Source organism: Streptomyces sp. NPDC003027 (assembly GCF_053591435.1).
Genome location: NZ_JBSFTU010000029.1, coordinates 57,510 through 83,431 on the forward strand (window position 1 = coordinate 57,510; position 25,922 = coordinate 83,431).

A 25,922-nucleotide genomic window follows, 5' to 3' on the forward strand; every position below is an offset into this window, starting at 1 on the left:
GGCCTCCCCGAGTCGTACGCAGTACCGTCGCCGTACACCAGGCGCGGTATGCGCGCCCGGGCGACCGGGGGGCTGAGCATGGAGATCCGGCAGGCGACCACGGTGGCCGAGCTGCTCGCGGCGGAGCACCTCTACGACGGTCCGCCGCGGCAGGAGTGGGCCGAGCGGTTCCTCGCATCGCCCGGGCATCTGATGTTGATCGCGTACACGGAGGACGGGTTCCCGGCGGGCTTCGTCTCCGGGGTCGAGATGCTCCACCCGGACAAGGGGGCGGAGATGTGCCTGTACGAGCTGTCGGTGGACGAGGGGCACCGGCGGCGGGGCGTCGGGCGGGCGCTGACCGAGGCGCTCGTGGCGGTGGCGCGACGGCGCGGCTGTTACGACCTGTGGGTGGGCGTCGACACCGACAACGACACGGCGCTGGCGACCTACCGGTCGGCGGGCGGGGTGGACGACGGGGTCTTCACCATCCGGACCTGGGAGTTCGACGAAAACAGCACCTGACGCACTCTTGTGCGATGCATGACAACAGGGAGACCCTGTGGGACACCCACGCGTCACGCACCCCCGTACCCCGTACCGGGCGTGTCGCGCGTGCCCTCATCCCCCTGCGAAAGGTCCAGGTGCCCCACCACATGACCTCCATATCCCGCCGCGTCGGAGCGCTCGTCCCCGTCCTCGCGCTCGCCGCCGGCCTCCAGTTCGTCGCCTCACCCACCGCGCAGGGCGCCCCCACCGCTCCGCTGGGCGATCTCCGGCTCGCCCCGGCCTCGGTGGCCGTCGAGAACAGCTGGATCGTCGTCCTCAAGGACGGCTCCACCAAGGCCGCCGATCTCGGCGTCACGCCGCAGCACGAGTACCGCGCCGCCCTCAAGGGCTTCTCGGGCACGATGTCGAAGGCCGAGGCCGCGTCCCTGGCCGCCGACCCCCGGGTGGCGTACGTCGAGCAGAACGCGACCGTTCGGATGGCCGACACGCAGAACGGCGCCACCTGGGGCCTGGACCGGGTCGACCAGCGGAACCTGCCGCTGTCGACGACGTACACGTACGGCACGAGCGCGTCGAACGTCACCGCGTACATCATCGACACCGGGATCCGCACCTCCCACAGCGAGTTCGGCGGCCGGGCCAGGGTCGGCACGGACACCATCGGCGACGGCCAGAACGGCCAGGACTGCCAGGGCCACGGCACCCATGTGGCGGGCACGGTCGGCGGCGCGAAGTACGGCGTGGCCAAGGCCGCGAAGCTGGTGGCGGTACGGGTCCTGAACTGCACCGGGTCCGGCACGACGGCCGGGGTCATCGCGGGCGTGGACTGGGTGACGGCCAACGCGGTCAAGCCGGCGGTCGCCAACATGAGCCTGGGCGGCGGCGCGAACACCTCTCTCGACGACGCGGTGAAGCGCTCCATCGCCTCCGGCGTCAGCTACGCGGTGGCGGCCGGCAACGGCAACATCCTCGGCTGGCCCGCGAACGCGTGCAACTACTCCCCCGCCCGCGTCCCCGAGGCGATCACGGTCGGCGCGACGGACTCCGCCGACAAGCGCGCGTCCTTCTCCAACTACGGCACCTGTCTCGACCTGTTCGCGCCGGGCGTCTCCATCACGTCGGCGTGGAAGGACAACGACACGGCGACGAGCACGATCTCGGGCACCTCGATGGCCACCCCGCACACGGCGGGCGTCGCGGCGCTCTACCTCGCGAACCACCCGACGGCGACCCCGGCGCAGGTGCGTGACGCTCTGGTGAACAACGCCACGAGCGGCAAGGTGCAGGACCCGAGGACGGGCTCCCCGAACAAGCTGCTGCACTCGCTCTTCTAGGACACGACCGTCCGGCAACTCGGTCTTCTAGGACACGACCGAGGCGACCAGCCGCCCGAGGAGCTCCGGACCCGCCGGGTACGGACGCTCCTCGGGCAGTTCCGCGCGGGCGGCGTCGAGTTCGCCGGCGCGGACGAGGGCGTGGATCCGGTGGGCGAGCGGGGTGACGTCGCGTACGGCGACGGTCCACTCGTCCGCGTAGGCCCGTGAGGCCTCGCCCGCGAGGCCGAGCTGGAGCGAGCGGTACGGGAGCGCCGCGAGGCGCAGATCCCGCTCGGGATCCCACTGGACCCGAGCCGGTGACTGCCGCAACTCCCGCTTCCAGGACATCCGATCGGCGTGCAACCCCCGGTCGTAGTGCGAAAGGCACGCGTGGCGCAGGGCCCACTCGAAGCCCTCACGGGTGATCTCGACGGCGAGGACCGTCTGCTGGCCCTCCTTCAGGCCCCAGCCGCAGCGGTACATCATCCACAGGAACGACGGCTTGATCCATGTCATCCGCTCCCGCTTCCACGCGGCCGGGAACCGCCCGTCCCGCGCGGCGGGCAGGCCGATGGACGGGTCGTACGCCTGATAGACGGTCACCGTCGAGTCGGTGTGGCTGGCGCGGATCTGATATTTCGGTGGAACGGACATGGCCCCCAGGGTGCGCGGTCGCGCACCCCGGGGGCCAGTCGTTTTTCCGGTCGGGCCGGGGTGCGTCAGTGGTTGCGCGGGAAGCCGAGGTCCACGCCGGACGGGGCCTCGGAGGGGTCCGGCCAGCGGGTGGTGACAACCTTGCCGCGGGTGTAGAAGTGCACGCCGTCGTTGCCGTAGACGTGGTGGTCGCCGAAGAGGGAGTCCTTCCAGCCGCCGAAGGAGTGGTAGCCCACCGGCACCGGGATCGGCACGTTCACGCCGACCATGCCGGCCTCGACCTCCAGTTGGAAGCGGCGGGCCGCGCCGCCGTCGCGGGTGAAGATCGCGGTGCCGTTGCCGAACGGGGAGGCGTTGATGAGGGCGACGCCCTCCTCGTACGTGTCGGTGCGCAGCACGCAGAGGACCGGGCCGAAGATCTCGTCCTGGTACGCCTTGGCGGTGGTCGGCACCTTGTCCAGGAGCGAGAGGCCGATCCAGTGGCCGTCCTCGTACCCCTCGACGGTGTAGCCGGTGCCGTCCAGGACGACCTCGCAGCCCTCGTCCGCCGCGCCCTTCACATAGGAGGCGACCTTGTCGCGGTGGACGGCCGTGATGAGCGGGCCCATCTCGGACGCCGGGTCGTTCCCCGGGCCGATCTTGATCTTCTCGGCGCGTTCGCGGATCTTCTCCACCAGCTCGTCGGCGATGGCGCCGACCGCGACGACGGCGGAGATCGCCATGCAGCGCTCGCCCGCGGAGCCGTACGCCGCCGAGACCGCCGCGTCCGCGGCCGCGTCCAGGTCCGCGTCCGGCAGGACCAGCATGTGGTTCTTCGCCCCGCCGAGTGCCTGGACGCGCTTGCCGGCCGCGGAGGCGGTGCCGTGGATGTACTTGGCGATCGGGGTCGAGCCGACGAAGGAGATCGCCGAGACGTCCGGGTGCTCCAGGAGACGGTCGACGGCGACCTTGTCACCGTGGACGACGTTGAAGACCCCGTCCGGCAGGCCCGCCTCGGCGAGCAGTTCGGCGATCTTCAGCGACGGGGAGGGGTCCTTCTCGCTCGGCTTGAGGATGAAGGTGTTGCCGCACGCGATGGCGATCGGGAACATCCACATCGGCACCATGGCCGGGAAGTTGAACGGCGTGATGCCGGCGACGACACCGACCGGCTGGCGGATCGCGGCGACGTCCACCCGGTTCGACACCTGGGTGGACAGCTCGCCCTTGAGCTGGGTGGTGATGCCGCAGGCCAGGTCGACGATCTCCAGACCGCGGGCGACCTCGCCCAGCGCGTCGGAGTGGACCTTGCCGTGCTCGGCGGTGATCAGCTCGGCGATCGCGTCGCGGTTGGCGTCGAGCAGCGCCCGGAACTTGAACAGGATTGTCGTGCGCTGCGCCAGCGAGGCCGTGCCCCAGGTCAGGTACGCGTTCTTCGCGGCGGCGACGGCCGCGTCGACCTCGTCGACGGAGGCGAGGGCCACCCGTGTGGTCACGGCACCGGTGGCCGGGTCGGTGACCGGGCCCCAGTTGCCTGACGTGCCCTCGACGGTCTTGCCACCGATCCAGTGGTTGACGGTCTTCGTCATGACGGAATGCTCCTTCTGGCTGTTACAGGTGGCGGCGTCGGGCGGTGACGTTCCGGTCGTACTCCTCCCGGGCCTTGACCGCCGACGCGCGGGTCGCGGTCTCGGCCACGGGCACATCCCACCACGCCTGGGCGGGGGGCGCGCCCGACACTGTGTCTGCCGTTTCGGTCTCGGTGTAGACACATGTGGGGACGGTCGACGCCCGGGCGTCGGCGAGGGCTTCTCGCAGGTCACGCACGGTGCGGGCGCGCAGCACCCGCATGCCGAGGGAGGCGGCGTTGGCGGCCAGGTCGACGGGGAGCGGCGGCCCGGTGAAGGTGCCGTCCGGGGCGCGGTGGCGGTAGGCGGTGCCGTATCCCTCGCCGCCGACGGCCTCCGAGAGCCCCTCGATGGAGGCGTATCCGTGGTTCTGCAGGATGACCACCTTGATGGGCAGTCGCTCCTGTACGGCCGTGACGAGTTCGGTGGGGTTCATCAGATACGTCCCGTCGCCGACGAGGGCCCAGACGGGCCGGCCGGGGGCGGCGAGCGCCACGCCGATCGCGGCCGGCATCTCGTAACCCATGCAGGAGTAGCCGTATTCGACGTGGTACTGGTCCGAGGACCGGGCCCGCCAGAGCTTGTGGAGGTCGCCGGGGAGCGAACCGGCGGCGTTGATCAGGATGTCGTCCCCGGTGACCAGAGTGTCGAGCAGGCCGAGGACCTGGGTCTGGGTGGGGCGGGCGTCCTCGTCCGGGACGGCGTAGGCGGTGTCGGTCCGCCGCTGCCAGTCCTCCTTGGAGACCGTCCAGGAGTGGTCGTCCGCGCGGTGTCCGCCGAGTGCCTCGGTCAGCGCGGTGAGGCCCTCGCGGGCGTCGGCGACGAGCGGCTGGGCGCCGAGTTTGTGGGCGTCGAAGCCGGCGATGTTGAGGTTCACGAACCGGACGCCCTCGGGGAAGAGGGTGGCGGACGCGGTGGTGAAGTCGGTGTAGCGGGTGCCGACGCCGATGACAAGGTCGCTGGTGGCCGCGAGGGAGTCGGCGGTGGCGGTGCCCGTGTGGCCGATGCCGCCGACGTCGCAGGGGTGGTCGTACGGCAGCGCTCCCTTGCCGGCCTGGGTGGAGGCGACGGGGATACGGGCGCGTTCGGCGAAGGTGCGCAGGGCGTCCTCGGCGCCGCTGTGCTTCACCCCGCCGCCCGCGACGATCAGCGGCCTGCGGGCCGCCCTGACGGCCCGTACCGCCGCGTCGAGTTCGGCCCGGTCCGGGCGCGGCCGGCGCACCGTCCAGACGCGCTCGGCGAAGAACTCCTCCGGCCAGTCGTACGCCTCCGCCTGGACGTCCTGCGGCAGCGCGAGCGTGACGGCGCCGGTCTCGACGGGGTCGGCGAGGACCCTCGCGGCGGCGAGCGCGGCCGGGATGAGCGCCTCGGGGCGGGTGATCCGGTCGAAGTACTTCGAGACCGGCCGCAGGCAGTCGTTGACGGAGAGGTCGCCGGCGTACGGGACTTCGAGCTGCTGGAGCACGGGGTCGGCGGGGCGGGTGGCGAAGGTGTCGCCGGGCAGCAGCAGGACCGGCAGGTGGTTGACGGTGGCGAGGGCGGCGCCGGTGACGAGGTTGGTGGCGCCGGGGCCGATGGAGGTCGTGACCGCGTGGGCGGAGAGCCGGTTCGACTGGCGTGCGTAGCCGACGGCCGCGTGCACCATCGCCTGCTCGTTGCGCCCCTGGTGGTACGGCATGGAGTCGGCGTACTCGAGCAGTGCCTGGCCGACGCCGGCGACGTTGCCGTGCCCGAAGATGCCCCAGGTCGCGGAGATCAGCCGCTGTCGCACGCCGTCGCGTTCGGTGTACTGGGCGGCGAGGAAGCGCACCAGCGCCTGGGCGACGGTGAGAGCACTCACTACTTGTATCCCTCCGTGTGGTCCGGGTGGAAGCAGATCTTCCACTCCCGTTCGGCTCCCGGCCCCGCCATGACGTTGAGGTAGTACATGTCGTGGCCCGGCTGGGCGATCGACGGGCCGTGCCAGCCGTTCGGCACGAGGACGGCGTCACCGCTGCCGACCTCGGCGAGGAGGTCGGCGCCGCCGGGGCGGGAGGGGGAGATCCGCTGGTAGCCGAGGCCGGCGCGGTCGATCTCGTAGTAGTAGATCTCCTCCAGCTCGGACTCGACGCCGGGGCGGTGCTCGTCGTGCTTGTGGGGCGGGTAGGAGGACCAGTTGCCGCCCGGGGTGATCACCTCGACGGCGATCAGCCGGTCGCACGGGAAGACGCCCGCCGCGGCGAAGTTCCGCACGTGCCGTGCCTGGGCGCCGCTGCCGCGGGCCTCGACGGGAACCTCCGGCGCGGGGCCGTAGCGAGCGGGGAGTCGTCGCTCGCACTTCGCTCCTGCCAAAGCGAAGCGGCCTCCCGCACCGGAGGCGATCTGGGCTCGGGTGTCACGGGGCACGTAGGCGAAGTCGGAGACTCCGCCGAACACGCTGTCCCGGCCGTGGAGTTGGAGGGTCTCGCCGGCTACGTGCACCGTACAGCCGCCGGTGAGCGGAAGCACGATCCATTCACTGTCCCCAGTGTCCAGGAGATGGCTCTCGCCGGGGCGCAGTTCGACAACTCGGAGGGAGCAGTGGGCCCAGCCGGCCCGTTCGGGGTCGACGTGGAGGGCGTAGGGCCCGCGCGAGGCGGTTCCGGCCGGCAGATGCAAGGAGCTCATGGTCGTGTGTCTACCCCTTCCTCCTCGTCCAGCAGACCCGCCGCCGTGTCGACGGCCCGGGCCACATCGCCGTCCGGCGGATAGAGGAGCGAGCGGCCGACGACGAGCCCCCGGACGGTCGGGAGGCGCAGCGCGGCACGCCACTTCTCGTACGTGGCCTCCTGCGCGGCCGGGTCGGCGCCGGGGTCTCCGCCGAGGAGGACCGCGGGGAGGGTGGTGGCTCCCATGACGCGGGCCATCTCGTCGGGGTGACCGGTGACCGGGACCTTGAGCCAGGTGTAGGCGGAGGTGCCGCCGAGTCCGGAGGCGATGGCCAGGGAGGTGGTGACGGCCTCGGCGGAGAGGTCGGTGTGGAGGCGGCCGGCGGTGTCGCGGCGGCAGAGGAAGGGTTCGACGAAGACGGGCAGGCGCAGGGCGGCCATCTCGTCGACGGCGCGCGCGGCGGAGTGGAGGGTGGTGAGGGAGCCGGGGTCGTCGGGGTCGATGCGCAGCAGCAGCTTGCCGGCGTCGAAGCCGAGCCGGGCGAGGTCCTGGGGGCGGTGTCCGGTGAAGCGGTCGTCGAGCTCGAAGGCGGCGCCGGCGAGGCCGCCGCGGTTCATGGATCCGACGGCGAGCCGGTCCTCCAGGGCGCCGAGGAGCAGCAGGTCGTCGAGGATGTCGGCGGAGGCGAGGACACCGTCGACGCCGGGGCGGGAGAGCGCGAGACGGAGCCGCCCGAGCAGGTCGGCGCGGTCTGCCATGGCGTACGGCCGTCCCGCGACGCCGAGGGCCCCGCGGGCGGGATGGTCGGCGGCGATGATCAGGAGCCGGCCACGCCCTGCGAGCAGCGGCCGGGTCCGGCGCCGTGCGGCGGCTTCCGCGACGGCCTCGGGATGCCGGGCGCGCAGGGCGACGAGCCGGACGACGTCGACGGGCGGGCCGGGGCGGGGGGTGGCGGGCGGTGGGGCCGGGCGGTCAGGGCGGGCGGGTCGCGAGCCGGCGGGTTCGGAAGGTCCGGCAGGTTCGGCAGGTGACCACGGTGCGGGGCGGTCGGCGCGCCCCACCGCCCGTGCCGACCGCCCCACCGCCCGTGCCGACCGCCCCGCCCTGCCCGGGCGCGGCGCGGCGGCCAGGTGGTAGGGCGCGTCCGGCGGACCGGGGGCGGGGGCGAGGGCGGGTTGGTCCGGGGGATCCGAGGAAGTGACGGCGCCGAGCTCATCCGTCCGGTCCGGGTCGCCGGCCGGGCCGAGGCCGTCGCCGGTCATGACGCGGGCCCCGACCGTACCTCTGAGGCCGGACGCTCCCCCTGGGGCCCGGACGGCGGGACCGAGCCCGTGCCCGTCGCGAGGGCGTGGGCGATCTCGGACTCGTACGGCATCGCGGGGGAACAGGCGAGGCGGCCGGCGACGATCGCGCCGGCCGCGTTGGCGTGGCGGATCACGCGTTCCAGGTCCCAGCCGGCCAGCAGGCCGTGCGCGAGCGCCCCGCCGAACGCGTCGCCCGCGCCGAGGCCGTTGACGACCTCGACCGGCAGCGGCTCCGCCTCCGCGTACTCCCCGTCCGCGCCCATCGCGAGGACCCCCTCGGGGCCCTGCTTGACGACCGCGAGCCGCACCCCCGCGTCGAGCAGGGCGCGGGCGGCGGCGTGGGGCTCGCGCTCCCCGGTGGCGACCTCGCACTCGTCGAGGTTGCCGACGGCGACCGTCGCCGCGCCCAGAGCGGCCCGGTAGAGCGCGGGGGCCTCGGCGGGTTCGGGCCAGAGCGCCGGACGCCAGTCCAGGTCGAGGACGGTCAGCCCCTCGCGGCCTCGCTCCCGCAGCGCCTGGAGGGTCGCCGTCCGGCTGGGTTCGGCGCTCAACCCCGTGCCGGTCACCCAGAAGGCGCGCGCCGAGCGGATCGCCGCGAGGTCCAGCTCGTGCGGGTGGATCTCCAGGTCGGGGGCCTTGGGCCGGCGGTAGAAGTGGATCGGGAAGTGGTCGGGCGGGAAGATCTCGCAGAAGGTCACCGGCGTCGGATATGCCTCCACCGCCGTCACCCACCGGTCGTCGACGCCGAAGGCCCGTAGTTCCTGGTGCAGATAGTCGCCGAAGGGGTCGGCGCCCGTCCGGGTGATGAGGGCGGTGCGCCGGCCGAGCCGCGCCGCGGCGACCGCCACGTTCGCCGGCGAGCCGCCCAGGAACTTCCCGAAGCTCTCCACGCGGGCCAGCGGCACCCCGATCTGAAGGGGATACAGATCCACGCCGATGCGCCCCATCGTGATCAGGTCGTACGGCTCCGTCCGCATGTACGTCACCTCTCGCCTCGGCCCCGCACCCAGGTCTAGCCGCCCGCCAGGAACCCTGTCAACGTTATGTCCTTACATTCGGACGACCGTCTTGACGCTCCTTCGCGGCCCCGGCCAAGGTGGCTTGCATGACGAAGCCGTCGCCACTGTCCCGTATCCGTATCGGCTCCGCCCCGGACTCCTGGGGCGTCTGGTTCCCCGACGATCCCCGGCAGGTTCCCTGGCAGCGCTTCCTCGACGAGGTGGCCGGCGCCGGTTACGAGTGGATCGAGCTGGGCCCGTACGGCTATCTGCCCACCGACCCCGCGATCCTCGCCGAGGAGACGAGCCGCCGCGGTCTGCGGGTCTCCGCCGGGACGGTCTTCACCGGGCTGCACCACGGCCCGGCCGTCTGGGAGAGGACCTGGGCGCATGTCGCCGACAACGCGGCCCTCGCCCAGGCCATGGGGGCGGAACACCTCGTGGTCATCCCCTCCTTCTGGCGGGACGACAAGACCGGCGAGGTCCTGGAGGACCGCACCCTCGACGCCGGGCAGTGGCGTCATCTGACGTCCCTGACCGAACGCCTCGGGCAGGAGGTGCGGGAGCGCTACGGACTGCGGATCGTCGTCCATCCGCACGCGGACACGCACATCGACAGCGAGGAGAACGTGGCCCGCTTCCTGGACGCCACCGACCCGGACCTGGTCTCGCTCTGCCTGGACACCGGCCATTACGCCTACTGCGGCGGCGACAGCGTCAAGCTGATCGAGACCTACGGCGAGCGCGTCGGCTATCTCCACCTCAAGCAGGTCGACCCGGAGATCCTGGCCGCGGTCGTGGCGGACGGGATCCCGTTCGGGCCCGCCGTGGCCCGGGGCGTGATGTGCGAACCGCCCTCCGGAGTGCCCGCCCTGGAACCGGTCCTCGCGGCGGCCCAGGCCCTGGACGTGGATCTCTTCGCCATCGTGGAGCAGGACATGTACCCGTGCGAGCCGGACCGGCCGTATCCGATCGCGGTCCGCACCCGCCGCTTTCTGCGCTCCTGCGGTGCATGAGGCCGTCACCGGTGAAATGCCGCGGTGGCGCGCCGATGTGACTATGCGCCACTTGCGTCACATCCATCCCGCTGTCGTCACACATATCTCCATTACGCGGGTTTTCCGTCACAGCTGGTCGACAGCCGCTCTCCTCCGGTCGAGGGCTGTCGTTCAACGGGCACAGGCTCAGTGATCGCCAGCGCCCGCCACCGCAGCTCCCCCGAACGGCACCCCCGCCGCCGCTGCGTGGCGTGCAGGGAGGTGCCACACATGACGGACAGAAGACTCTGGTCGTACAAGGACATCGCCGCACACATCAGGGTGCAGCCGGACACGGTCCGCTCCTACCGGAAGCACGGACTGCTGCCGCCGCCCGACCGTGTGGAGTCCGGCAAGCCCTACTGGTACGCGGAGACCATCCACGCCTGGGTCGCCAACCGTCCGAGCAACCGGAGCCGCCGCGGATGACTCGGGAGAAGGCCGCCGGACACGCGGTGGATTCATACCCCCTAGGGGTATAGGATGTGCAAGTGTACGACCCGGAAACAGCACCACCCTCGAAGAGGAGAACGTCATGACCGCCGAGACGAAGACCGAACTCCCCCAGGTCTCCAGCGGCTGCTGCTCGTCGACCGGCTCGTGTCACGACAGCGCGGCGGAGAGCCCCGCCGACGGTGTCACCACCGTCTACCAGGTCAAGGGCATGACCTGCGGCCACTGCGAGGGCGCGGTCTCCAGCGAGATCTCCGAGATCGCCGGCGTCTCGTCGGTCACGGCCGTGGCCGCGACCGGCCGGGTCACCGTGGTCTCCGAGGCCCCGCTCGACGAGGACGCGGTCCGCGCCGCCGTCGACGAGGCCGGCTACGAACTGGTCGGCTGACAAGCCGCCCCCTGGGCCTGAGGCCCCGCCTCCGGCATACCCGGCAGGGCCGTACCGTTACGACGGTACGGCCCTGCTCCCTTTTGGAACCGCACATGACCTCCAGCTCCGCCCCCACCACCTCCGCCACCACCTCCGCCAGCCGGTCGACCGAGCTGATCATCGGCGGGATGACCTGCGCCTCGTGCGCGGCCCGCGTCGAGAAGAAGCTCAACCGCATGGACGGCGTCACGGCGACCGTCAACTACGCGACGGAGAAGGCGAGGATCGACCACGCGCCCGAGGTGGAGGTCGCCGAGCTGATCGCGACGGTCGTCAGGACCGGCTACACCGCCGAGGAGCCCCCGCCGCCGGAGCCCGCCCCGGAGCCGGCACCCGAAGCGGAGCCGGCGCCGAAGCCGGGGCCGCAGCGGGAGCGGGACGCCGAGCTCGACGCGCTGCGCACGCGCCTGACCGTCTCGGCGGTCCTCTCCGCCCCCGTCGTCCTGCTCGCGATGGTCCCGGCCCTCCAGTTCGACAACTGGCAGTGGCTCTCGCTCACCCTCGCCGCCCCGGTCGTCGTCTGGGGCGGGCTCCCCTTCCACCGGGCCGCCTGGACCAACCTCCGGCACGGCGCCGCCACCATGGACACCCTCGTCTCGGTCGGCACCCTCGCCGCCTTCGGCTGGTCGCTGTGGGCGCTGTTCTTCGGTCATGCCGGCATGCCCGGCATGCGTCACACCTTCGACCTCACCGTCGGCCGCGCGGACGGCGCCGCCACCCTCTACCTGGAGGTCGCGGCCGGGGTCGTCACCTTCCTCCTCCTCGGCCGCTGGCTGGAGGCCCGGGCCAAGCGGAGAGCGGGCTCGGCGCTGCGCGCCCTGATGGAGCTGGGCTCCAAGGACGTGGCCGTCCTGCGGGGCGGTACGGAGGTACGCGTGCCGGTGGCCGCCCTGCGCGTCGGGGACCTCTTCGTCGTGCGGCCCGGGGAGAAGATCGCCACCGACGGGACCGTCACCGAGGGGCGCTCCGCCGTCGACGCCTCCCTGCTGACCGGCGAGTCCCTCCCGGTCGACGTGACGGCCGGGGACCCCGTGACGGGCGGCTGCCTCAACACCACCGGACGGCTGGTCGTGGCGGCCACCCGCGTCGGCGCGGACACCCAGCTGGCCCGGATGGCGAAGCTGGTCGAGGAGGCGCAGAACGGCAAGGCCCGGGTCCAGCGGCTCGCCGACCGGATCTCGGCGGTCTTCGTGCCCGTGGTGCTGCTCCTCGCGCTCGGCACGCTGGCGGCCTGGCTGCTGGTGACCGGCGACACCACCGCCGCGTTCACGGCCGCCGTCGCCGTCCTGATCATCGCCTGCCCGTGCGCCCTGGGCCTGGCCACCCCGACCGCCCTCATGGTCGGCACCGGCCGCGGCGCGCAGCTCGGCATCCTGATCAAGGGCCCGGAGGTGCTGGAGTCCACCCGCCGCGTCGACACCGTCGTCCTGGACAAGACCGGCACGGTCACCACCGGCCGGATGGCGCTGCGGAAGGTGTACGGCTACGAGGGTGAGGACGAGGCCGAGCTGCTGCGCCTCGCGGGCGCCCTGGAGCACTCCTCCGAGCACCCGGTCGCCCGGGCCGTCGCCACCGGCGCCGCCGAGCGGCTGGGGCTGCCGGTGGGCGAGCTGCCCGTGCCCACGTCGTTCGAGAGCGTGCCCGGCCTCGGCGTGCGCGGCTCCGTCGACGGACACGAGGTCCTGGCCGGCCGCGCGGCTCTTCTGGAGGCCGCGGGGATCGAGGTGCCCGGGCCGTCGGCGCCGGGCGCCGTGCATGTCGCCTGGGACGGGCGGGCCCGCGGCTTCCTGACGGTCGCCGACGCGGTCAAGGAGACCAGCGCCGAGGCGGTGGCCCGACTGCGCGACCTCGGCCTGGCGCCGGTCCTGCTGACCGGGGACGACCGGTCGGTCGCCGAGACGGTGGCGGCCGAGGTGGGCATCCCCGCGGACCGGGTCTTCGCCGAGGTGCTGCCGCAGGACAAGGTCGACGTGATCCGGCGGCTCCAGGCGGAGGGCCGTACGGTCGCGATGGTCGGCGACGGCGTGAACGACGCGGCCGCGCTCGCCACCGCCGACCTGGGCCTGGCCCTGGGCACGGGCACGGACGCGGCCATCGAGGCCGGCGACCTCACTCTCGTACGAGGAGATCTGCGGGTGGCGGCGGACGCGATCCGGCTCTCCCGCCGCACCCTCGCGACGATCAAGGGCAACCTCGGGTGGGCCTTCGGCTACAACCTCGCGGCCCTTCCGCTGGCCGCCGCCGGACTGCTCAACCCCATGATCGCGGGGCTGGCGATGGCGTTCTCGTCCGTTTTCGTCGTGACGAACAGCCTGCGACTGCGGCGGTTCACGTGAATTGACCTACACGTGACGCACAGGACCTTCACAAAGAGACCTAGATCACAGATATTGAGAGGTAACCATTCGGGCTGTTCGCGAGTCTAAGTGGGCGATGCCACGAACGTCTTGGGGGACGTTCATGGGACGTCTTGGGGGATGTCCCAGGCAAGCGTTGGCCGGGGCACGTGCACGGGGAGCTTTGAGCGGCCCTCCCGTACGTACCCCGGCAGACCGCGCCGACCCGCGTAGCTTCTGCTGAACCCGGCAGACGCCCGGCCCGGATCCCGTGGGGGGAATCCGCACCGGGGATATGGGAAGCGCCCCGCTCACCGACCCGTGGGGGGATCGGTGGCGGGGCGCTTTTCGTCACCCGGAGGTCAGTGGCCTTCGTCGCCGGCAGGCCGGCGGCCTGCCCTTCGCCCGGAGGTCAGCGGCCCTCGACCGGGACGAAGTCGCGCAGGACCTCGCCCGTGTAGATCTGGCGCGGGCGCCCGATGCGGGAACCCGGCTCCTTGATCATCTCGTGCCACTGGGCGATCCAGCCCGGGAGACGGCCGAGCGCGAAGAGCACGGTGAACATCTCGGTCGGGAAGCCCATCGCGCGGTAGATCAGACCCGTGTAGAAGTCCACGTTGGGGTAGAGGTTGCGCGAGACGAAGTAGTCGTCGGAGAGCGCGTGCTCCTCCAGCTTGAGCGCGATGTCCAGCAGCTCGTCGGACTTGCCAAGGGCCGAGAGGACATCGTGCGCCGCCGCCTTGATGATCTTGGCGCGCGGGTCGAAGGACTTGTACACCCGGTGGCCGAAGCCCATCAGGCGGACGCCGTCCTCCTTGTTCTTCACCTTGTTGATGAAGGAGTCGACATCGCCGCCGTTGGCCTGGATGCCCTCGAGCATCTCCAGGACGGACTGGTTGGCGCCACCGTGCAGGGGGCCCCAGAGGGCCGAGATGCCGGCGGAGATCGAGGCGAACATGTTCGCCTGCGAGGAGCCGACCAGACGCACCGTGGAGGTCGAGCAGTTCTGCTCGTGGTCCGCGTGCAGGATCAGCAGCTTGTCGAGCGCGGAGACCACGACCGGGTCGAGCTCGTACTCCTGCGCCGGGACCGAGAAGGTCATGCGCAGGAAGTTCTCGACGTACCCGAGGTCGTTGCGCGGGTAGACGAAGGGGTGGCCGATCGACTTCTTGTACGCGTACGCCGCGATGGTCGGCAGCTTGGCGAGCAGCCGGATCGTGGAGAGGTGGCGCTGCTTCTCGTCGAACGGGTTGTGGCTGTCCTGGTAGAACGTGGACAGCGCCGAGACCACCGAGGACAGCATCGCCATCGGGTGGGCGTCGCGCGGGAAGCCGTCGAAGAAGCGCTTGACGTCCTCGTGCAGCAGCGTGTGCTGCGTGATCTCGTTCTTGAAGGTCGCGAGCTCGTCGACCTTGGGCAGCTCACCGTTGATCAGCAGGTACGCCACCTCGAGGAAGGTGGAGCGCTCGGCCAGCTGCTCGATGGGGTAGCCGCGGTACCGCAGAATGCCCTGCTCACCATCGAGGTAGGTGATCGCGGATTTATAGGCGGCGGTGTTGCCGTATCCGCTGTCCAGGGTCACCAGACCGGTCTGGGCTCGGAGCTTCCCGATGTCGAAGCCCTTGTCGCCGACGGTGCTTTCGACCACCGGGTAGGTGTATTCACCGTCCGCGTACCGCAGTACTACAGAGTTGTCGCTCACGTCATCCCTCACCGACGTAGTGCCTCTTCTTCGAGGTGCCCTGACTGTCTCTACCATCCCCCATTTGGCTCAGGAGAGTGCACTCGGGGTCGACCATTGGGCCATTTGGCGGCACTCAGTGCCGCCAACCTGCTCATCTTGCCCCCTTCGCCCCGCTTCCGGTAGTCCGGGGTGCCCTTTCACACGACCGGGGGCCCGGGAAAGCCCCTTCGCGCCACCGGTCGCGTCACCGGGCGGCGGAGCCGCCGCCCGCGAGCCGATGGGCCAGCGCCGTACAGCGCCGGCCCGCGGAAACCGTACGGACGGCCTGGCCGATGGCCTTGCGGGAGCCGACCAGCACCACCAGCTTCTTGGCGCGGGTGACGGCGGTGTAGAGCAGATTCCGCTGGAGCATCATCCAGGCGCTGGTGGTGACGGGGATCACGACCGCCGGGTACTCGCTGCCCTGCGATCGGTGGATGGTGACGGCGTAGGCGTGGGCCAGCTCGTCCAGCTCGTCGAAGTCGTACGGCACCTCCTCGTCCTCGTCCGTGCGCACGGTCAGCCGCTGCTCCACGGTGTCGAGCGCGGTCACGACGCCGACCGTGCCGTTGAAGACGCCGTTGGCGCCCTTCTCGTAGTTGTTGCGGATCTGGGTGACCTTGTCGCCCACGCGGAAGACGCGGCCGCCGAAGCGCTTCTCGGGAAGGTCGGGGCGGGCCGGGGTGATGGCCTGCTGGAGGAGTCCGTTGAGGGCGCCGGCGCCTGCCGGGCCCCGGTGCATCGGGGCGAGAACCTGCACGTCACGGCGGGGGTCGAGGCCGAACTTGGCCGGAATTCGCCGTGCCGCGACCTCGACGGCGACCCGCGCCGCGTCCTCCGTCTCGTCCTCCGCGAAGAGGAAGAAGTCCGGCAGGCCGTCGGTGACGGGCGGCAGGCCGGCGTTGATCCGGTGGGCGTTGGTGACCACGCCCGACTGCTGGGCCTGCCGGAAGATCCGGGTCAGCCGGACCGCCGGGACCGGGCTCTCGGGGGCCAGCAGATCGCCGAGGACCTCCCCCGCGCCCACCGAGGGCAGCTGGTCGACGTCCCCGACCAGGAGCAGATGGGCACCGGGTGCCACGGCCTTCACCAGCTTGTTGGCGAGGAGCAGATCGAGCATGGACGCCTCGTCCACGACGACCAGGTCGGCGTCGAGGGGGCGGTCCCGGTCGAAGGCCGCGTCGCCGCCCGGCTTCAGCTCCAGGAGCCGGTGGACGGTCGACGCCTCGGCGCCGGTCAGCTCGGCCAGCCGCTTCGCGGCCCGGCCGGTGGGCGCCGCCAGGACCACCTTCGCCCGCTTCGCCCGGGCCAGCTCCACGATCGACCGGACGGTGAACGACTTGCCGCACCCCGGCCCGCCCGTCAGCACGGCGACCTTGCGGGTCAGCGCGAGCCGTACCGCCTCCTCCTGCTCGGGCGCGAGCGAGGCTCCCGTGCGGTCGGCCAGCCAGGCCAGGGCCTTGTCCCAGGCCACGTCCCGGAAGGCCGGCATCCGGTCCTCCCCGGTCCGCAGCAGTCTGCCGATCTGGGCGGCCAGCGAGAGCTCGGCGCGGTGGAACGGGACCAGATAGACGGCCGTCACCGGCCGGCCCTCCGGACCGGGCACCGGCTCGCGCACCACCCCCTCGGGGTCCTCCGCGAGCGCGGCGAGGCACTCGATGACCAGCCCGGTGTCGACCTGGAGCAGCTTCACGGCGTCGGCGATCAACTGCTCCTCGGGCAGGAAGCAGTGCCCCTGGTCCGTGGACTGCGACAGGGCGTACTGCAAGCCGGCCTTGACCCGGTCCGGGCTGTCGTGCGGGATGCCGACGGCCTGCGCGATCCTGTCGGCGGTCAGGAAGCCGATGCCCCAGACGTCTGCGGCCAGGCGGTAGGGCTGGTTGCGCACGACGGAGATGGAGGCGTCCCCGTACTTCTTGTAGATCCGCACGGCGATGGAGGTGGAGACCCCGACGCCCTGGAGGAAGACCATCACCTCCTTGATCGCCTTCTGCTCCTCCCAGGCCGCGCCGATCAGCTTCGTCCGCTTGGGGCCCAGTCCGGGCACCTCGATGAGCCGCTTCGGCTCCCGCTCGATGACGTCGAGGGTGTCGGTGCCGAAGTGCTCGACGATCCGTTCGGCGATCCTCGGCCCGATGCCCTTGATGAGACCGGAGCCGAGATAGCGGCGTATGCCCTGGATGGTCGCCGGCAGGACGGTCGTGTAGTTCTCGACCGTGAACTGCTTGCCGTACTGCGGATGGGAGCCCCAACGGCCCTCCATCCGCAGCGACTCGCCCGGCTGCGCGCCGAGCAGCGAGCCGACCACCGTGAGGAGATCCCCGGCGCCACGGCCGGTGTCGACCCGGGCGACGGTGTAGCCGTTCTCCTCGTTGGCATAGGTGATCCGCTCGAGAACGCCTTCGAGCACTGCCAGATGGGACATGCACCGACGGTAGCGAACGGGTCGGACAACGGGAGGGCCCGGGGACAGCCCCGTGCGAACGCCCCGGGGGGTCCCCGCCCGCGCCTCTCAGATCGCCAGGTACCTCCCCACGGTCTCCTCCAGGACCTCCACGCCGTCCCTGGCCCACAGCTCGTCGTTGAAGAGTTCCACCTCGACGGGGCCGTCGTAGCCCGCCTCGTCGACGAGGTCGCACCAGGCCCGCAGGTCGATCACGCCGTCGCCCAGCTGGCCGCGGCCCGTGAGGACGCCCGCCGGGAGGGGGGTGGTCCAGTCGGCGAGCTGGAAGGTGTGGATACGGCCCGAGGCGCCCGCCCGGGCCACCGCCGCCGGGGCCCGGTCGTCCCACCAGATGTGGTACGTGTCGACGGCCACGCCGACCTGCTCCGCCGGGAAGCGCTCGGCGATCTCCAGCGCCTGGTCCAACGTCGAGACCGCGCAACGATCCGCCGCGTACATCGGGTGCAGCGGTTCGATGGCGAGGCGGACACCCCGTTCGCCCGCGTACGGGGCGAGTTCGGCGATCGCGTCGGCGATCCGGGCCCGGGCGCCCGGCAGGTCGCGGCTGCCGGGGGGCAGCCCGCCGGAGACCAGGACCAGGGTGTCGGTGCCGAGGAGCGCGGCCTCGTCGATCGCCGCCCGGTTGTCGTCCAGCGACTCTGCGGTCGTGAAGAAGCCGCCCCGGCACAGGGTGGTGACGGTGAGCCCGGCGTCCCGTACGAGCTTGGCCGCGGCCTCGACACCGTACGCCTGGACCGGCTCGCGCCACAGGCCGACGCCCGGGACGCCGAGCCGTGCGCACTGCTCCACCAGGTCGGGCAGGGCGAGTTGCCTCACCGTCATCTGGTTGACGCTGAAGCGGGAGAGGTCGGTCACCGCGGAACTCCGTACACCGTGAGGAGGGACTCCATCCGGGACTCGGCCAGCTCCGGATCGGGGAACAGGCCGAGCCCGTCGGCCAGTTCGTACGCGCGGGCCAGGTGCGGAAGGGAGCGGGCGGACTGGAGGCCGCCGACCATCGTGAAGTGGTCCTGGTGGCCGGCCAGCCAGGCGAGGAACACCACACCCGTCTTGTAGAAGCGGGTCGGTGCCTGGAAGAGGTGCCGGGACAGCTCGACCGTCGGGTCCAGGATCTCCCGGAAACCCTTCACGTCGCCGGTGTCCAGGACCCGGACCGCCCGCGCCGCGAGCGGCCCCAGCGGATCGAAGATGCCGAGGAGGGCGTGGCTGAGCCCCTGGTCGTCACCGGCGATCAGCTCGGGGTAGTTGAAGTCGTCGCCCGTGTAGCAGCGGACGCCCTCCGGGAGGCGGCGCCGCAGGTCGATCTCCCGCTGGGCGTCCAGCAGCGAGACCTTGATGCCGTCGACCTTGTCCGGATGGGCCGCGATCACGTCGAGGAAGACGGAGGTGGCCGCGTCCAGGTCCGTGGAGCCCCAGTAACCCTCCAGCGCCGGGTCGAACATCGGCCCCAGCCAGTGCAGGATCACCGGCTCCGACGCCTGGCGCAGCAGATGCGCGTACGTGTCCAGATAGTCGTCCGGGGACGCGGCGGCGGCCGCCAGGGCGCGCGAGGCCATGAGGATGGCCTGGGAGCCGGTCTCCTCGACGAGGGCGAGCTGCTCCTCGTACGCCTCGCGGACCGCCGCGAGGCCGGCCGGGCCGGTGAGCTGGTCCGTGCCGACGCCGCAGGCGATCCGGCCGCCGACCGCCTTGGCCTCGGCGGCCGAGCGGCGGATCAGCTCGGCGGCTCCGGCCCAGTCCAGGCCCATGCCGCGCTGGGCGGTGTCCATCGCCTCGGCGACGCCGAGGCCCTGGGCCCAGAGGTGGCGGCGGAAGGCGAGGGTGGCGTCCCAGTCGACGGCGGCGGGCGAGTCGGGGGTGGTGTCGGCGTAGGGGTCGGCGACGACATGGGCGGCGGAGAAGACGGTGCGGGAGGTCAGCGGCCCGGTCCCGGCGGGGTCCGGCGCCTGCGCGGGGCGCGGGGTGTACTCCCGTACCCCTCCCTCCGGCTGCGGCAGGCGGATCACAGCGTGATCTCCGGGACCTCCAGGCGGCGGCCCTCGGCGGCCGACCGCAGGCCCAGCTCGGCGAGCTGCACTCCGCGCGCGCCCGCCAGCAGGTCCCAGTGGTACGGCTCGCCCAGGACGACATGGCGCAGGAACAGCTCCCACTGCGCCTTGAAGCCGTTGTCGAACTCGGCGTTGTCCGGGACCTCCTGCCACTGGTCCCGGAAGGGTTCGGTGACGGGGATGTCCGGGTTCCAGACCGGCTTGGGGGTGGCCGAGCGGTGCTGGACGCGGCAGCCGCGCAGACCGGCGACGGCCGAGCCGTGGACTCCGTCGACCTGGAACTCGACCAGTTCGTCGCGGTTGACGCGGACCGCCCAGGAGGAGTTGATCTGGGCGACCGCCCCGCCCTCCAGCTGGAAGATGCCGTACGCGGCGTCGTCGGCGGTCGCCTGGTACGGCTTGCCCCGCTCGTCCCAGCGCTGCGGGATGTGCGTGGCGACGTGCGCGGTGACGCTGGTGACCCGGCCGAACAGCTCGTGCAGGACGTACTCCCAGTGCGGGAACATGTCGACGACGATGCCGCCGCCGTCCTGCGCGCGGTAGTTCCAGCTGGGGCGCTGGGCCTCCTGCCAGTCGCCCTCGAAGACCCAGTAGCCGAACTCGCCCCGTACCGACAGGATCTCGCCGAAGAACCCGCCGTCGATGAGCCGCTTCAGCTTCAGCAGGCCGGGGAGGAAGATCTTGTCCTGGACGACGCCGTGCCGCACTCCGGCGTCGCGTGCCAGGCGGGCGAGTTCGAGGGCGCCGTCGACGTCCGTCGCGGTGGGCTTCTCGGTGTAGATGTGCTTTCCGGCGGCGATCGCCTTCTTGATCGCCTCGACGCGGGCCGAGGTGACCTGGGCGTCGAAGTAGAGGTCGACGGAGTCGTCGGCGAGGACGGCGTCGAGGTCGGTCGACCACTCGGTGAGGCCATGGCGCTCCGCGAGGGCGCGCAGCGCGTGCTCGCGGCGGCCGACGAGCACGGGCTCCGGCCAGAGGGTCTCGCCGTTGCCGAGGTCGAGCCCGCCCTGCTCGCGCAGGGCGAGGATCGAGCGGACGAGGTGCTGGCGGTAGCCCATGCGTCCGGTGACGCCGTTCATGGCGATCCGGACCGTCCTGCGTGTCACGAAGTCTTCCCCTCCACACCAGAATGGACAGCGCGATAGAAAGCGCTTTCTACAGGAGATGACGCTAGCCTGCCGACAACACGCCGGACAAGGGGTCGGCCCCCGTCACCTCGGAGGTACGCGATGACCGTCACGCTCGCGGATGTGGCCGCGCGGGCCCGAGTCTCCCCCGCGACCGTCTCCCGCGTCCTGAACGGCAACTACCCGGTCGCCGCCTCGACGCGGGAACGGGTGCTGCGGGCGGTGGACGAGCTGGACTACGTCCTGAACGGGCCCGCGAGTTCGCTCGCCGCCGCCACCTCCGACCTGGTCGGCATCCTGGTCAACGACATCGCCGACCCGTTCTTCGGGATCATGGCGGGCGCGGCGCAGAGCGCGATCGGGGAGGGCGCGTCGGGCCGGGCCGGTGGCGAGAAACTGGCCGTCGTCTGCAACACCGGCGGCTCCCCCGAGCGCGAGCTCACCTATCTGACCCTCCTCCAGCGCCAGCGGGCCGCGGCGGTCATCCTGACCGGCGGATCGCTGGAGCTGCCCGAGCACATGGCGGCGGTGGCGGCCAAGCTGACGAAGCTGGCGGACGCGGGGACCCGGGTCGTGCTGTGCGGGCGGCCGCCGGTGGCGGGGGACGCGAGCGCGGCGGCGCTCACCTTCGGCAACCGGGCGGGGGCGAGACGGTTGACGGAGCACCTGCTGGGGCTCGGCCACCAGCGGATCGGTTACGTGGCGGGGCCGGCGGACCGGACGACGACCCGGGAGCGCCTCGAGGGGCACCGGGAAGCGATGGCCGGGGCGGGGCTCGCCGAGGGGGCGGAGGTGCTGACGGTCCACGGGTCGTACGACCGGCGTTCCGGTTACGACGCGACGCTCGAACTCCTGCGCAGGGAACCGTCGCTGACGGCGGTCGTCGCGGCGAACGACACGGTGGCGCTGGGCGCGTGCGCCGCGCTGCGGGACCGGGGACTGAGCATCCCGGGCGACGTCTCCGTGGCGGGCTTCGACGACCTGCCCTTCTCGCTGGACGCGGTGCCCGCGCTGACGACCGTACGGCTGCCGCTGCACGAGGCGGGGGCCCGGGCGGGACGCCTGGCGATGGGCACGGAGACCACACCGCCGGGGGGCATCGCGACGATCGCGGGAGAGCTGATGGTCCGCGACTCGACGGCGCCGCCCCGGGGGTGACGGGGCGCTCCTTCCCGGCCCGCCACGGCGGCGCCGGCGGATACGGCTGGGGGTTGCCCCTGGGCGGGAGGGTGCGGTTGCCCGCGGCGGAGGCGGAAACGTCATGGTGCGGGGTTGCCGTTCACCGTCGGGACCAGCACCCTTGCGGCAGTGTCGCCATGCTCACGGCCGGGTTTCGGCGGCCGTGCGGGCCCCCGTCCGAGGGACGTCAGCGCCACTCCCCCGACCAGCAGCGCCGCCGCGCACCAGCGCAGGGGGCTGACGCCCTCGTCCAGGATCAGGGCCGCCGAGGACATGCCGAAGACCGGCACGAGGAGCGAGAAGGGGGCCACGGACGAGGCCGGGTAACGGCGCAGGAGCCAGCCCCAGGCGCCGAAACCGAAGACCGTGGTGATCCAGGCGACGTACACGATGACGCCGACGCCGGTCCAGTCCAACGACCTGAGCGCCGCGAGATCCCGCTCCGGGCCCTCCAGTACGAGAGAGAGGGCGAGCAGCGGCAGTACGGGGACGGTGCTGACCCACACCATGAAGTTGAGGGCGTCGGGAGGGGACGCCTTGCGGGTCAGGACGTTGGAGACGCCCCAGCAGGCCGCCGCCGCGACACAGAGCACGAAGCCGGCGACCGGGCCCGAGGCACCCTCGTCGATCGCGGCCACGCCGATGCCGGCGAGCGCGACCGCCATGCCCGCGAGCTTGAGCCGGCCGGGCCGTTCGCCGAGCGCGACGAAGGCGAACAGGGCCGTGAAGACCGCCTGGATCTGCAAAACCAGGGAGGAGAGTCCGGCGGGGGCTCCGAGGTCCATCCCGGTGAAGAGCAGGCCGAACTTGGCCACGCCGAGCACGACGCCGACCAGGACGATCCACGTCCAGGCCACCTTGGGGCGGCCGACAAGGAAGACGGCGGGAAGGGCCGCGGCGAGGAAGCGGAGGGCGGAGAAGAGGAGCGGCGGGAAGTGGTCGAGGCCGATCTCGATGACGACGAAGTTGACTCCCCAGACCGCGGCGACGAGGGCGGCGAGGGCGATGTGAGCGGGGCGCATGCGATCGAGCATCGCCGCCTCCAACCATGTAGCACCAGCACGGATTTCTTCATGGTTGGATGAAGCGACGCTTCATCCAACCTCACCTGGAGGGGCCCGTGCTGGATCTCGGACGTCTGCGCGCCCTGCACGCCGTCGCCGTCCACGGGACGGTCGGCGCCGCGGCCGCCGCCCTCGGCTACAGCCCCTCCGCCGTCTCCCAGCAGATCGCCAAACTGGAGCGGGAGACCCGCACGACGCTGCTCGAACGCCAGGGACGCGGGGTCCGCCTCACCGACGAGGCGCGTCAACTCGCCGCGACGGCCGAGCGGTTGCTGTCGATCGTCGAGGAGGCGGAGGTACGCCTCGAGGAGTGGCGCGGACTGCCGGCCGGGCGGCTGGCGATCGGCTGTTTCGCGAGCGCGGCGCGCGGCCTGATGCCCCGGGCGCTCGCCGAACTGGCCCGCCGGCACCCGTTGCTCGACGCCCGGCTCACCGAGGTCGACCCGCATGTCTCGATCGAGCTGGTGGCCCGCGGCGTGATCGATCTCGCCGTGGCGCACGACTGGGACATCGCCCCGATGCCGACCCCGCCGGGCGTGGAGCAGGCGGTGATCGGGGACGACCTGTGCGACATCCTCGTGCACCGGGACCATCCGCTGGCGGCGCGGGCGTCGGTGCGGCGGGAGGAGCTGGCGGACGAGCGGTGGATCACCCAGCCGCCCGGGACGGTGTGCCACGACTGGCTGATACGGACGCTGCGGGCGACCGGCTACGAGCCGCGCGTCGTCCATCAGGCGGAGGAGAACCACACCCAGGTCGCCCTCGTCGCGGCCGGTCTGGGCATCGCGCTGGTGCCGAGGCTGGGGCGGGGGACCCTGCCGCCGGAGGTGACCCCGATCCGCCTCGACCCGGTCCCCACCCGGCGGCTCCGGGCGCTGTGGCGCACCGGCGCGGCCCGCCGCCCGGCTATCACGGAGACGGTCCGCGCGCTCCAGGAGCTGTGGCCCGAGGTGGCCGCCCCGGCCCCCTCCGAGGCCGTCTGACGCGCTCCGCCGCGGGCGGGGAGCGCGACGCGGATCCTGCGCAGGTGCTTGACCTGGCAGTTACTTTCGGGCTATCCGTGACTCCTTGGAAGTTTCCTTCACCATCGCACGGCCGGAAGGAGCATCAGTGCACCACCGCGCCACCTCCAGACGCACCCTCCTCACCGTCACCGCCGCCGCCGCGGCCGCCGCCGTCACCGGAGCGACAGCACCGCTCGCGCACGCGGGAACCGACGACCGAGGCCTTCGCCGGCTCATCTCCCGCATGTCGCTGGAGGAGAGGGTCGGCCAGCTCTTCGTCATGCGGGTCTACGGCCACTCCGCCACCGCACCCGACCAGGCCGACATCGACGCCAACCTCAGGGAGATCGGCGTCCGTACCGCCGCCGAGCTCGTGGAGCGGTACCACGTCGGCGGGATCATCTACTTCACCTGGACCCACAACACCCGCGACCCGCACCAGATCGCCGATCTCTCCAACGGCATCCAGAAGGCCGGTCTGGCCCAGCCCACGCCCCTCCCCCTGCTCATCTCCACCGACCAGGAGCACGGCATCGTCTGCCGGGTCGGCGCGCCCGCCACCCTCCTTCCCGGCGCGATGGCGCTCGGTGCCGGAGGGTCGCGCTCCGACGCCCGCAAGGCCGCGCAGATCGCGGGCGCCGAACTGGCCGCCGTCGGTATCCGGCAGAACTACGCGCCGGACGCCGACGTCAACGTCAACCCCGCCAACCCGGTCATCGGCGTGCGCTCCTTCGGCTCCGACCCGCAGGCCGTCGCCGCTCTGGTCGCCGCCCAGGTGAAGGGATACCAGCGGGCCGGGGTGGCGGCGACCGCCAAGCACTTCCCGGGCCACGGGGACACCGCCGTCGACAGCCACTACGGCCTGCCGACCATCACCCACACCGTCGAGGAGTGGGCGGAGCTGGACGCGCCGCCGTTCCGCTCGGCGATCGCCGCCGGGATCGACTCGATCATGACCGCGCACATCGTGGTGCCCGCGCTCGATCCGAGCGAGGACCCGGCGACCCTGTCCCGTCCCATCCTGACCGGCGTGCTGCGCGAGAAGCTGGGTTACGACGGCGTGGTGGTGACGGACTCGCTCGGCATGGAGGGGGTCCGGACGAAGTACGGCGACGAGCGCGTGCCCGTCCTCGCGCTCAAGGCCGGTGTCGACCAGCTGCTCAACCCGCCGAAGCTGGATCTCGCCTGGAACGCGGTCCTGAGGGCCGTGAAGAGCGGTGAGCTGACCGAGGACCGGCTCGACGAATCGATCCTGCGGATTCTGCGGCTCAAGGCGAAGCTGGGGCTCTTCAAGGATCCGTACGTCACCCACGCGGGGGTGGACCGGACGGTCGGCACCCCCGCCCATCGGGCCCACGCGGACCGGATCGCCGAGGAGACCACCACCCTCCTCCTCAACGAGGGCGGATTCCTGCCGATCGGCCGGCGCACCCACGGCGAGGTGCTGGTCGTGGGCGCCGACCCGGCCTCACCGTCCGGCACCACCGGGCCGCCGACCACCACCCTCGCCCGGGCGTTCACCGAACTCGGCTTCTCGGCACGGGCGTTGCCGACCGGCACCGCACCGACCGCCGCGAAGATCGACGAGGCGGTGGCGGCAGCGGCGGGCAAGGACGTGGTCGTCGTCGGCACGTACAACGTCGGCGCGACCAGCCCGCAGCGCACGCTGGTCTCCCGGCTCGCTGCGACGGGCGTCCCCGTCGTGACGGTCGCGATCCGCAACCCGTACGACATCGCCCGGCTGACCGGGCAGCGGGCCGCCCTCGCCGCGTACTCCTGGACCGATGTCGAACTGCGGGCCGCCGTCCGGGTCATCGCGGGCGAGGCACGGCCCCAGGGCCGGCTGCCCGTCGCCATACAGCGGGCGGACGATCCGGCGAAGGTGCTGTACCCCGTCGGCCACGGTCTGTCGTACGCCTGACGGAGCACGGTCCGTCGTACGCCTGACGGGGCACGCCGGTGGGCCGCGCCCGGGGGGAGAGCCCCCGGGTGGGAGCGCAGGGCGCCTCGCCGCTGCCGGTAGCCGAGGTCGACCCGCTGTACGCCGGGCTGATCGCGAAC

The 25,922-nt window shown here is 72.1% G+C and carries 21 protein-coding genes; 9 read left to right on the top strand and 12 right to left on the bottom strand.

Going from position 1 to position 25,922, the window contains the following annotated elements; translation table 11 throughout:
- Positions 1-78 precede the first annotated feature (78 nt).
- Both ACWDX6_RS21035 and ACWDX6_RS21040 read left to right on the top strand, forming a co-directional pair.
- A complete protein-coding gene (locus tag ACWDX6_RS21035) occupies positions 79-504 on the top strand; it encodes an N-acetyltransferase family protein (RefSeq protein WP_451486407.1) in 426 nt (141 codons plus the stop codon).
- 131 nt (positions 505-635) lie between these two features.
- Complete coding sequence (locus tag ACWDX6_RS21040) at positions 636-1,823, top strand: S8 family peptidase (protein WP_451486408.1); 1,188 nt, start codon at positions 636-638, stop codon at positions 1,821-1,823.
- Between the two features lie 27 nt (positions 1,824-1,850).
- Here the strand turns inward: ACWDX6_RS21040 and ACWDX6_RS21045 are convergent, their stop codons facing one another.
- From ACWDX6_RS21045 to iolC, 6 genes are all read right to left on the bottom strand, one after another.
- Positions 1,851-2,459 carry a DUF4291 domain-containing protein gene (locus ACWDX6_RS21045; RefSeq protein ID WP_451486409.1) on the bottom strand — a complete coding sequence of 203 codons (609 nt, stop codon included), beginning with the start codon at positions 2,457-2,459 and terminating at the stop codon, positions 1,851-1,853.
- Positions 2,460-2,524: 65 nt separating this feature from the next.
- Positions 2,525-4,027 (bottom strand): CoA-acylating methylmalonate-semialdehyde dehydrogenase, encoded by a 1,503-nt coding sequence (gene mmsA / locus ACWDX6_RS21050; RefSeq protein WP_451486410.1) that lies wholly within the window; start codon positions 4,025-4,027, stop codon positions 2,525-2,527.
- Positions 4,028-4,049: 22 nt separating this feature from the next.
- The gene (gene iolD / locus ACWDX6_RS21055) at positions 4,050-5,906 is read right to left on the bottom strand and encodes a 3D-(3,5/4)-trihydroxycyclohexane-1,2-dione acylhydrolase (decyclizing) (RefSeq protein ID WP_451486411.1); all 1,857 of its coding nucleotides are present in this window, start codon (positions 5,904-5,906) and stop codon (positions 4,050-4,052) included.
- Positions 5,906-6,712, bottom strand: a complete 807-nt coding sequence (iolB, locus tag ACWDX6_RS21060; RefSeq protein WP_451486412.1) for a 5-deoxy-glucuronate isomerase — start codon at positions 6,710-6,712, stop codon at positions 5,906-5,908. The genes iolD and iolB overlap by 1 nt, the downstream gene beginning before the upstream one ends.
- Positions 6,709-7,599 (bottom strand): Cgl0159 family (beta/alpha)8-fold protein, encoded by an 891-nt coding sequence (locus ACWDX6_RS21065; protein WP_451486428.1) that lies wholly within the window; start codon positions 7,597-7,599, stop codon positions 6,709-6,711. Before ACWDX6_RS21065 ends, iolB begins: the two co-directional genes overlap by 4 nt.
- A gap of 353 nt (positions 7,600-7,952) precedes the next feature.
- Entirely contained in the window at positions 7,953-8,975 is a 1,023-nt protein-coding gene (gene iolC / locus ACWDX6_RS21070; RefSeq protein WP_451486413.1) for a 5-dehydro-2-deoxygluconokinase, read from the bottom strand.
- 128 nt (positions 8,976-9,103) lie between these two features.
- Here iolC and ACWDX6_RS21075 point away from each other — a divergent pair, with 128 nt between their 5' ends.
- The 4 genes from ACWDX6_RS21075 to ACWDX6_RS21090 all read left to right on the top strand — a co-directional run bounded on the left by ACWDX6_RS21075 (position 9,104) and on the right by ACWDX6_RS21090 (position 13,252).
- Positions 9,104-10,012, top strand: a complete 909-nt coding sequence (locus ACWDX6_RS21075; protein ID WP_451486414.1) for a sugar phosphate isomerase/epimerase family protein — start codon at positions 9,104-9,106, stop codon at positions 10,010-10,012.
- A 252-nt stretch (positions 10,013-10,264) separates the two neighbouring features.
- On the top strand, positions 10,265-10,462 hold the full coding sequence (locus ACWDX6_RS21080; RefSeq protein WP_451486415.1) for a helix-turn-helix transcriptional regulator: 198 nt from the start codon (positions 10,265-10,267) through the stop codon (positions 10,460-10,462).
- A gap of 106 nt (positions 10,463-10,568) precedes the next feature.
- The gene (locus tag ACWDX6_RS21085) at positions 10,569-10,874 is read left to right on the top strand and encodes a heavy-metal-associated domain-containing protein (protein WP_451486416.1); all 306 of its coding nucleotides are present in this window, start codon (positions 10,569-10,571) and stop codon (positions 10,872-10,874) included.
- A 95-nt stretch (positions 10,875-10,969) separates the two neighbouring features.
- Entirely contained in the window at positions 10,970-13,252 is a 2,283-nt protein-coding gene (locus tag ACWDX6_RS21090; protein ID WP_451486417.1) for a heavy metal translocating P-type ATPase, read from the top strand.
- A gap of 412 nt (positions 13,253-13,664) precedes the next feature.
- Here the strand turns inward: ACWDX6_RS21090 and ACWDX6_RS21095 are convergent, their stop codons facing one another.
- From ACWDX6_RS21095 to ACWDX6_RS21115, 5 genes are all read right to left on the bottom strand, one after another.
- The gene (locus ACWDX6_RS21095) at positions 13,665-14,954 is read right to left on the bottom strand and encodes a citrate synthase (RefSeq protein WP_352190558.1); all 1,290 of its coding nucleotides are present in this window, start codon (positions 14,952-14,954) and stop codon (positions 13,665-13,667) included.
- 226 nt (positions 14,955-15,180) lie between these two features.
- Positions 15,181-17,400, bottom strand: coding sequence for an SF1B family DNA helicase RecD2 (gene recD2 / locus ACWDX6_RS21100; RefSeq protein ID WP_451486418.1), 2,220 nt, complete (start codon positions 17,398-17,400; stop codon positions 15,181-15,183).
- An 87-nt stretch (positions 17,401-17,487) separates the two neighbouring features.
- Positions 17,488-18,261 (bottom strand): sugar phosphate isomerase/epimerase family protein, encoded by a 774-nt coding sequence (locus ACWDX6_RS21105; RefSeq protein WP_451486429.1) that lies wholly within the window; start codon positions 18,259-18,261, stop codon positions 17,488-17,490.
- Positions 18,262-18,290: 29 nt separating this feature from the next.
- Positions 18,291-19,445: a dihydrodipicolinate synthase family protein gene (locus ACWDX6_RS21110; RefSeq protein ID WP_451486419.1), complete on the bottom strand. Its 1,155-nt coding sequence runs from the start codon at positions 19,443-19,445 to the stop codon at positions 18,291-18,293.
- Positions 19,442-20,593, bottom strand: coding sequence for a Gfo/Idh/MocA family protein (locus ACWDX6_RS21115; protein WP_451486420.1), 1,152 nt, complete (start codon positions 20,591-20,593; stop codon positions 19,442-19,444). Before ACWDX6_RS21115 ends, ACWDX6_RS21110 begins: the two co-directional genes overlap by 4 nt.
- Before the next feature lie 123 nt (positions 20,594-20,716).
- Between ACWDX6_RS21115 and ACWDX6_RS21120 the strand changes: the two genes are divergently transcribed.
- Entirely contained in the window at positions 20,717-21,772 is a 1,056-nt protein-coding gene (locus ACWDX6_RS21120) for a LacI family DNA-binding transcriptional regulator (protein WP_451486421.1), read from the top strand.
- A 101-nt stretch (positions 21,773-21,873) separates the two neighbouring features.
- Here the strand turns inward: ACWDX6_RS21120 and ACWDX6_RS21125 are convergent, their stop codons facing one another.
- On the bottom strand, positions 21,874-22,815 hold the full coding sequence (locus tag ACWDX6_RS21125; protein WP_451486422.1) for an EamA family transporter: 942 nt from the start codon (positions 22,813-22,815) through the stop codon (positions 21,874-21,876).
- Positions 22,816-22,913: 98 nt separating this feature from the next.
- On the opposite strand from ACWDX6_RS21125, the gene ACWDX6_RS21130 reads away from it, so the two are divergent.
- Positions 22,914-23,840, top strand: a complete 927-nt coding sequence (locus tag ACWDX6_RS21130; protein WP_451486423.1) for a LysR family transcriptional regulator — start codon at positions 22,914-22,916, stop codon at positions 23,838-23,840.
- Positions 23,841-23,967: 127 nt separating this feature from the next.
- The gene (locus ACWDX6_RS21135; protein ID WP_451486424.1) at positions 23,968-25,782 is read left to right on the top strand and encodes a glycoside hydrolase family 3 protein; all 1,815 of its coding nucleotides are present in this window, start codon (positions 23,968-23,970) and stop codon (positions 25,780-25,782) included.
- Positions 25,783-25,922: the final 140 nt, after the last annotated feature.

Coding starts and splice junctions, on each gene's coding strand:
- ACWDX6_RS21035 (WP_451486407.1), top strand. CDS start 79: ATGGAGATCCGGCAGGCGACCACGGTGGCCGAGCTGCTCGCGGCGGAG.
- ACWDX6_RS21040 (WP_451486408.1), top strand. CDS start 636: ATGACCTCCATATCCCGCCGCGTCGGAGCGCTCGTCCCCGTCCTCGCG.
- ACWDX6_RS21045 (WP_451486409.1), bottom strand. CDS start 2,459: ATGTCCGTTCCACCGAAATATCAGATCCGCGCCAGCCACACCGACTCG.
- mmsA (WP_451486410.1), bottom strand. CDS start 4,027: ATGACGAAGACCGTCAACCACTGGATCGGTGGCAAGACCGTCGAGGGC.
- iolB (WP_451486412.1), bottom strand. CDS start 6,712: ATGAGCTCCTTGCATCTGCCGGCCGGAACCGCCTCGCGCGGGCCCTAC.
- iolC (WP_451486413.1), bottom strand. CDS start 8,975: ATGCGGACGGAGCCGTACGACCTGATCACGATGGGGCGCATCGGCGTG.
- ACWDX6_RS21075 (WP_451486414.1), top strand. CDS start 9,104: ATGACGAAGCCGTCGCCACTGTCCCGTATCCGTATCGGCTCCGCCCCG.
- ACWDX6_RS21080 (WP_451486415.1), top strand. CDS start 10,265: ATGACGGACAGAAGACTCTGGTCGTACAAGGACATCGCCGCACACATC.
- ACWDX6_RS21085 (WP_451486416.1), top strand. CDS start 10,569: ATGACCGCCGAGACGAAGACCGAACTCCCCCAGGTCTCCAGCGGCTGC.
- ACWDX6_RS21090 (WP_451486417.1), top strand. CDS start 10,970: ATGACCTCCAGCTCCGCCCCCACCACCTCCGCCACCACCTCCGCCAGC.
- recD2 (WP_451486418.1), bottom strand. CDS start 17,400: ATGTCCCATCTGGCAGTGCTCGAAGGCGTTCTCGAGCGGATCACCTAT.
- ACWDX6_RS21105 (WP_451486429.1), bottom strand. CDS start 18,261: ATGACGGTGAGGCAACTCGCCCTGCCCGACCTGGTGGAGCAGTGCGCA.
- ACWDX6_RS21120 (WP_451486421.1), top strand. CDS start 20,717: ATGACCGTCACGCTCGCGGATGTGGCCGCGCGGGCCCGAGTCTCCCCC.
- ACWDX6_RS21125 (WP_451486422.1), bottom strand. CDS start 22,815: ATGCGCCCCGCTCACATCGCCCTCGCCGCCCTCGTCGCCGCGGTCTGG.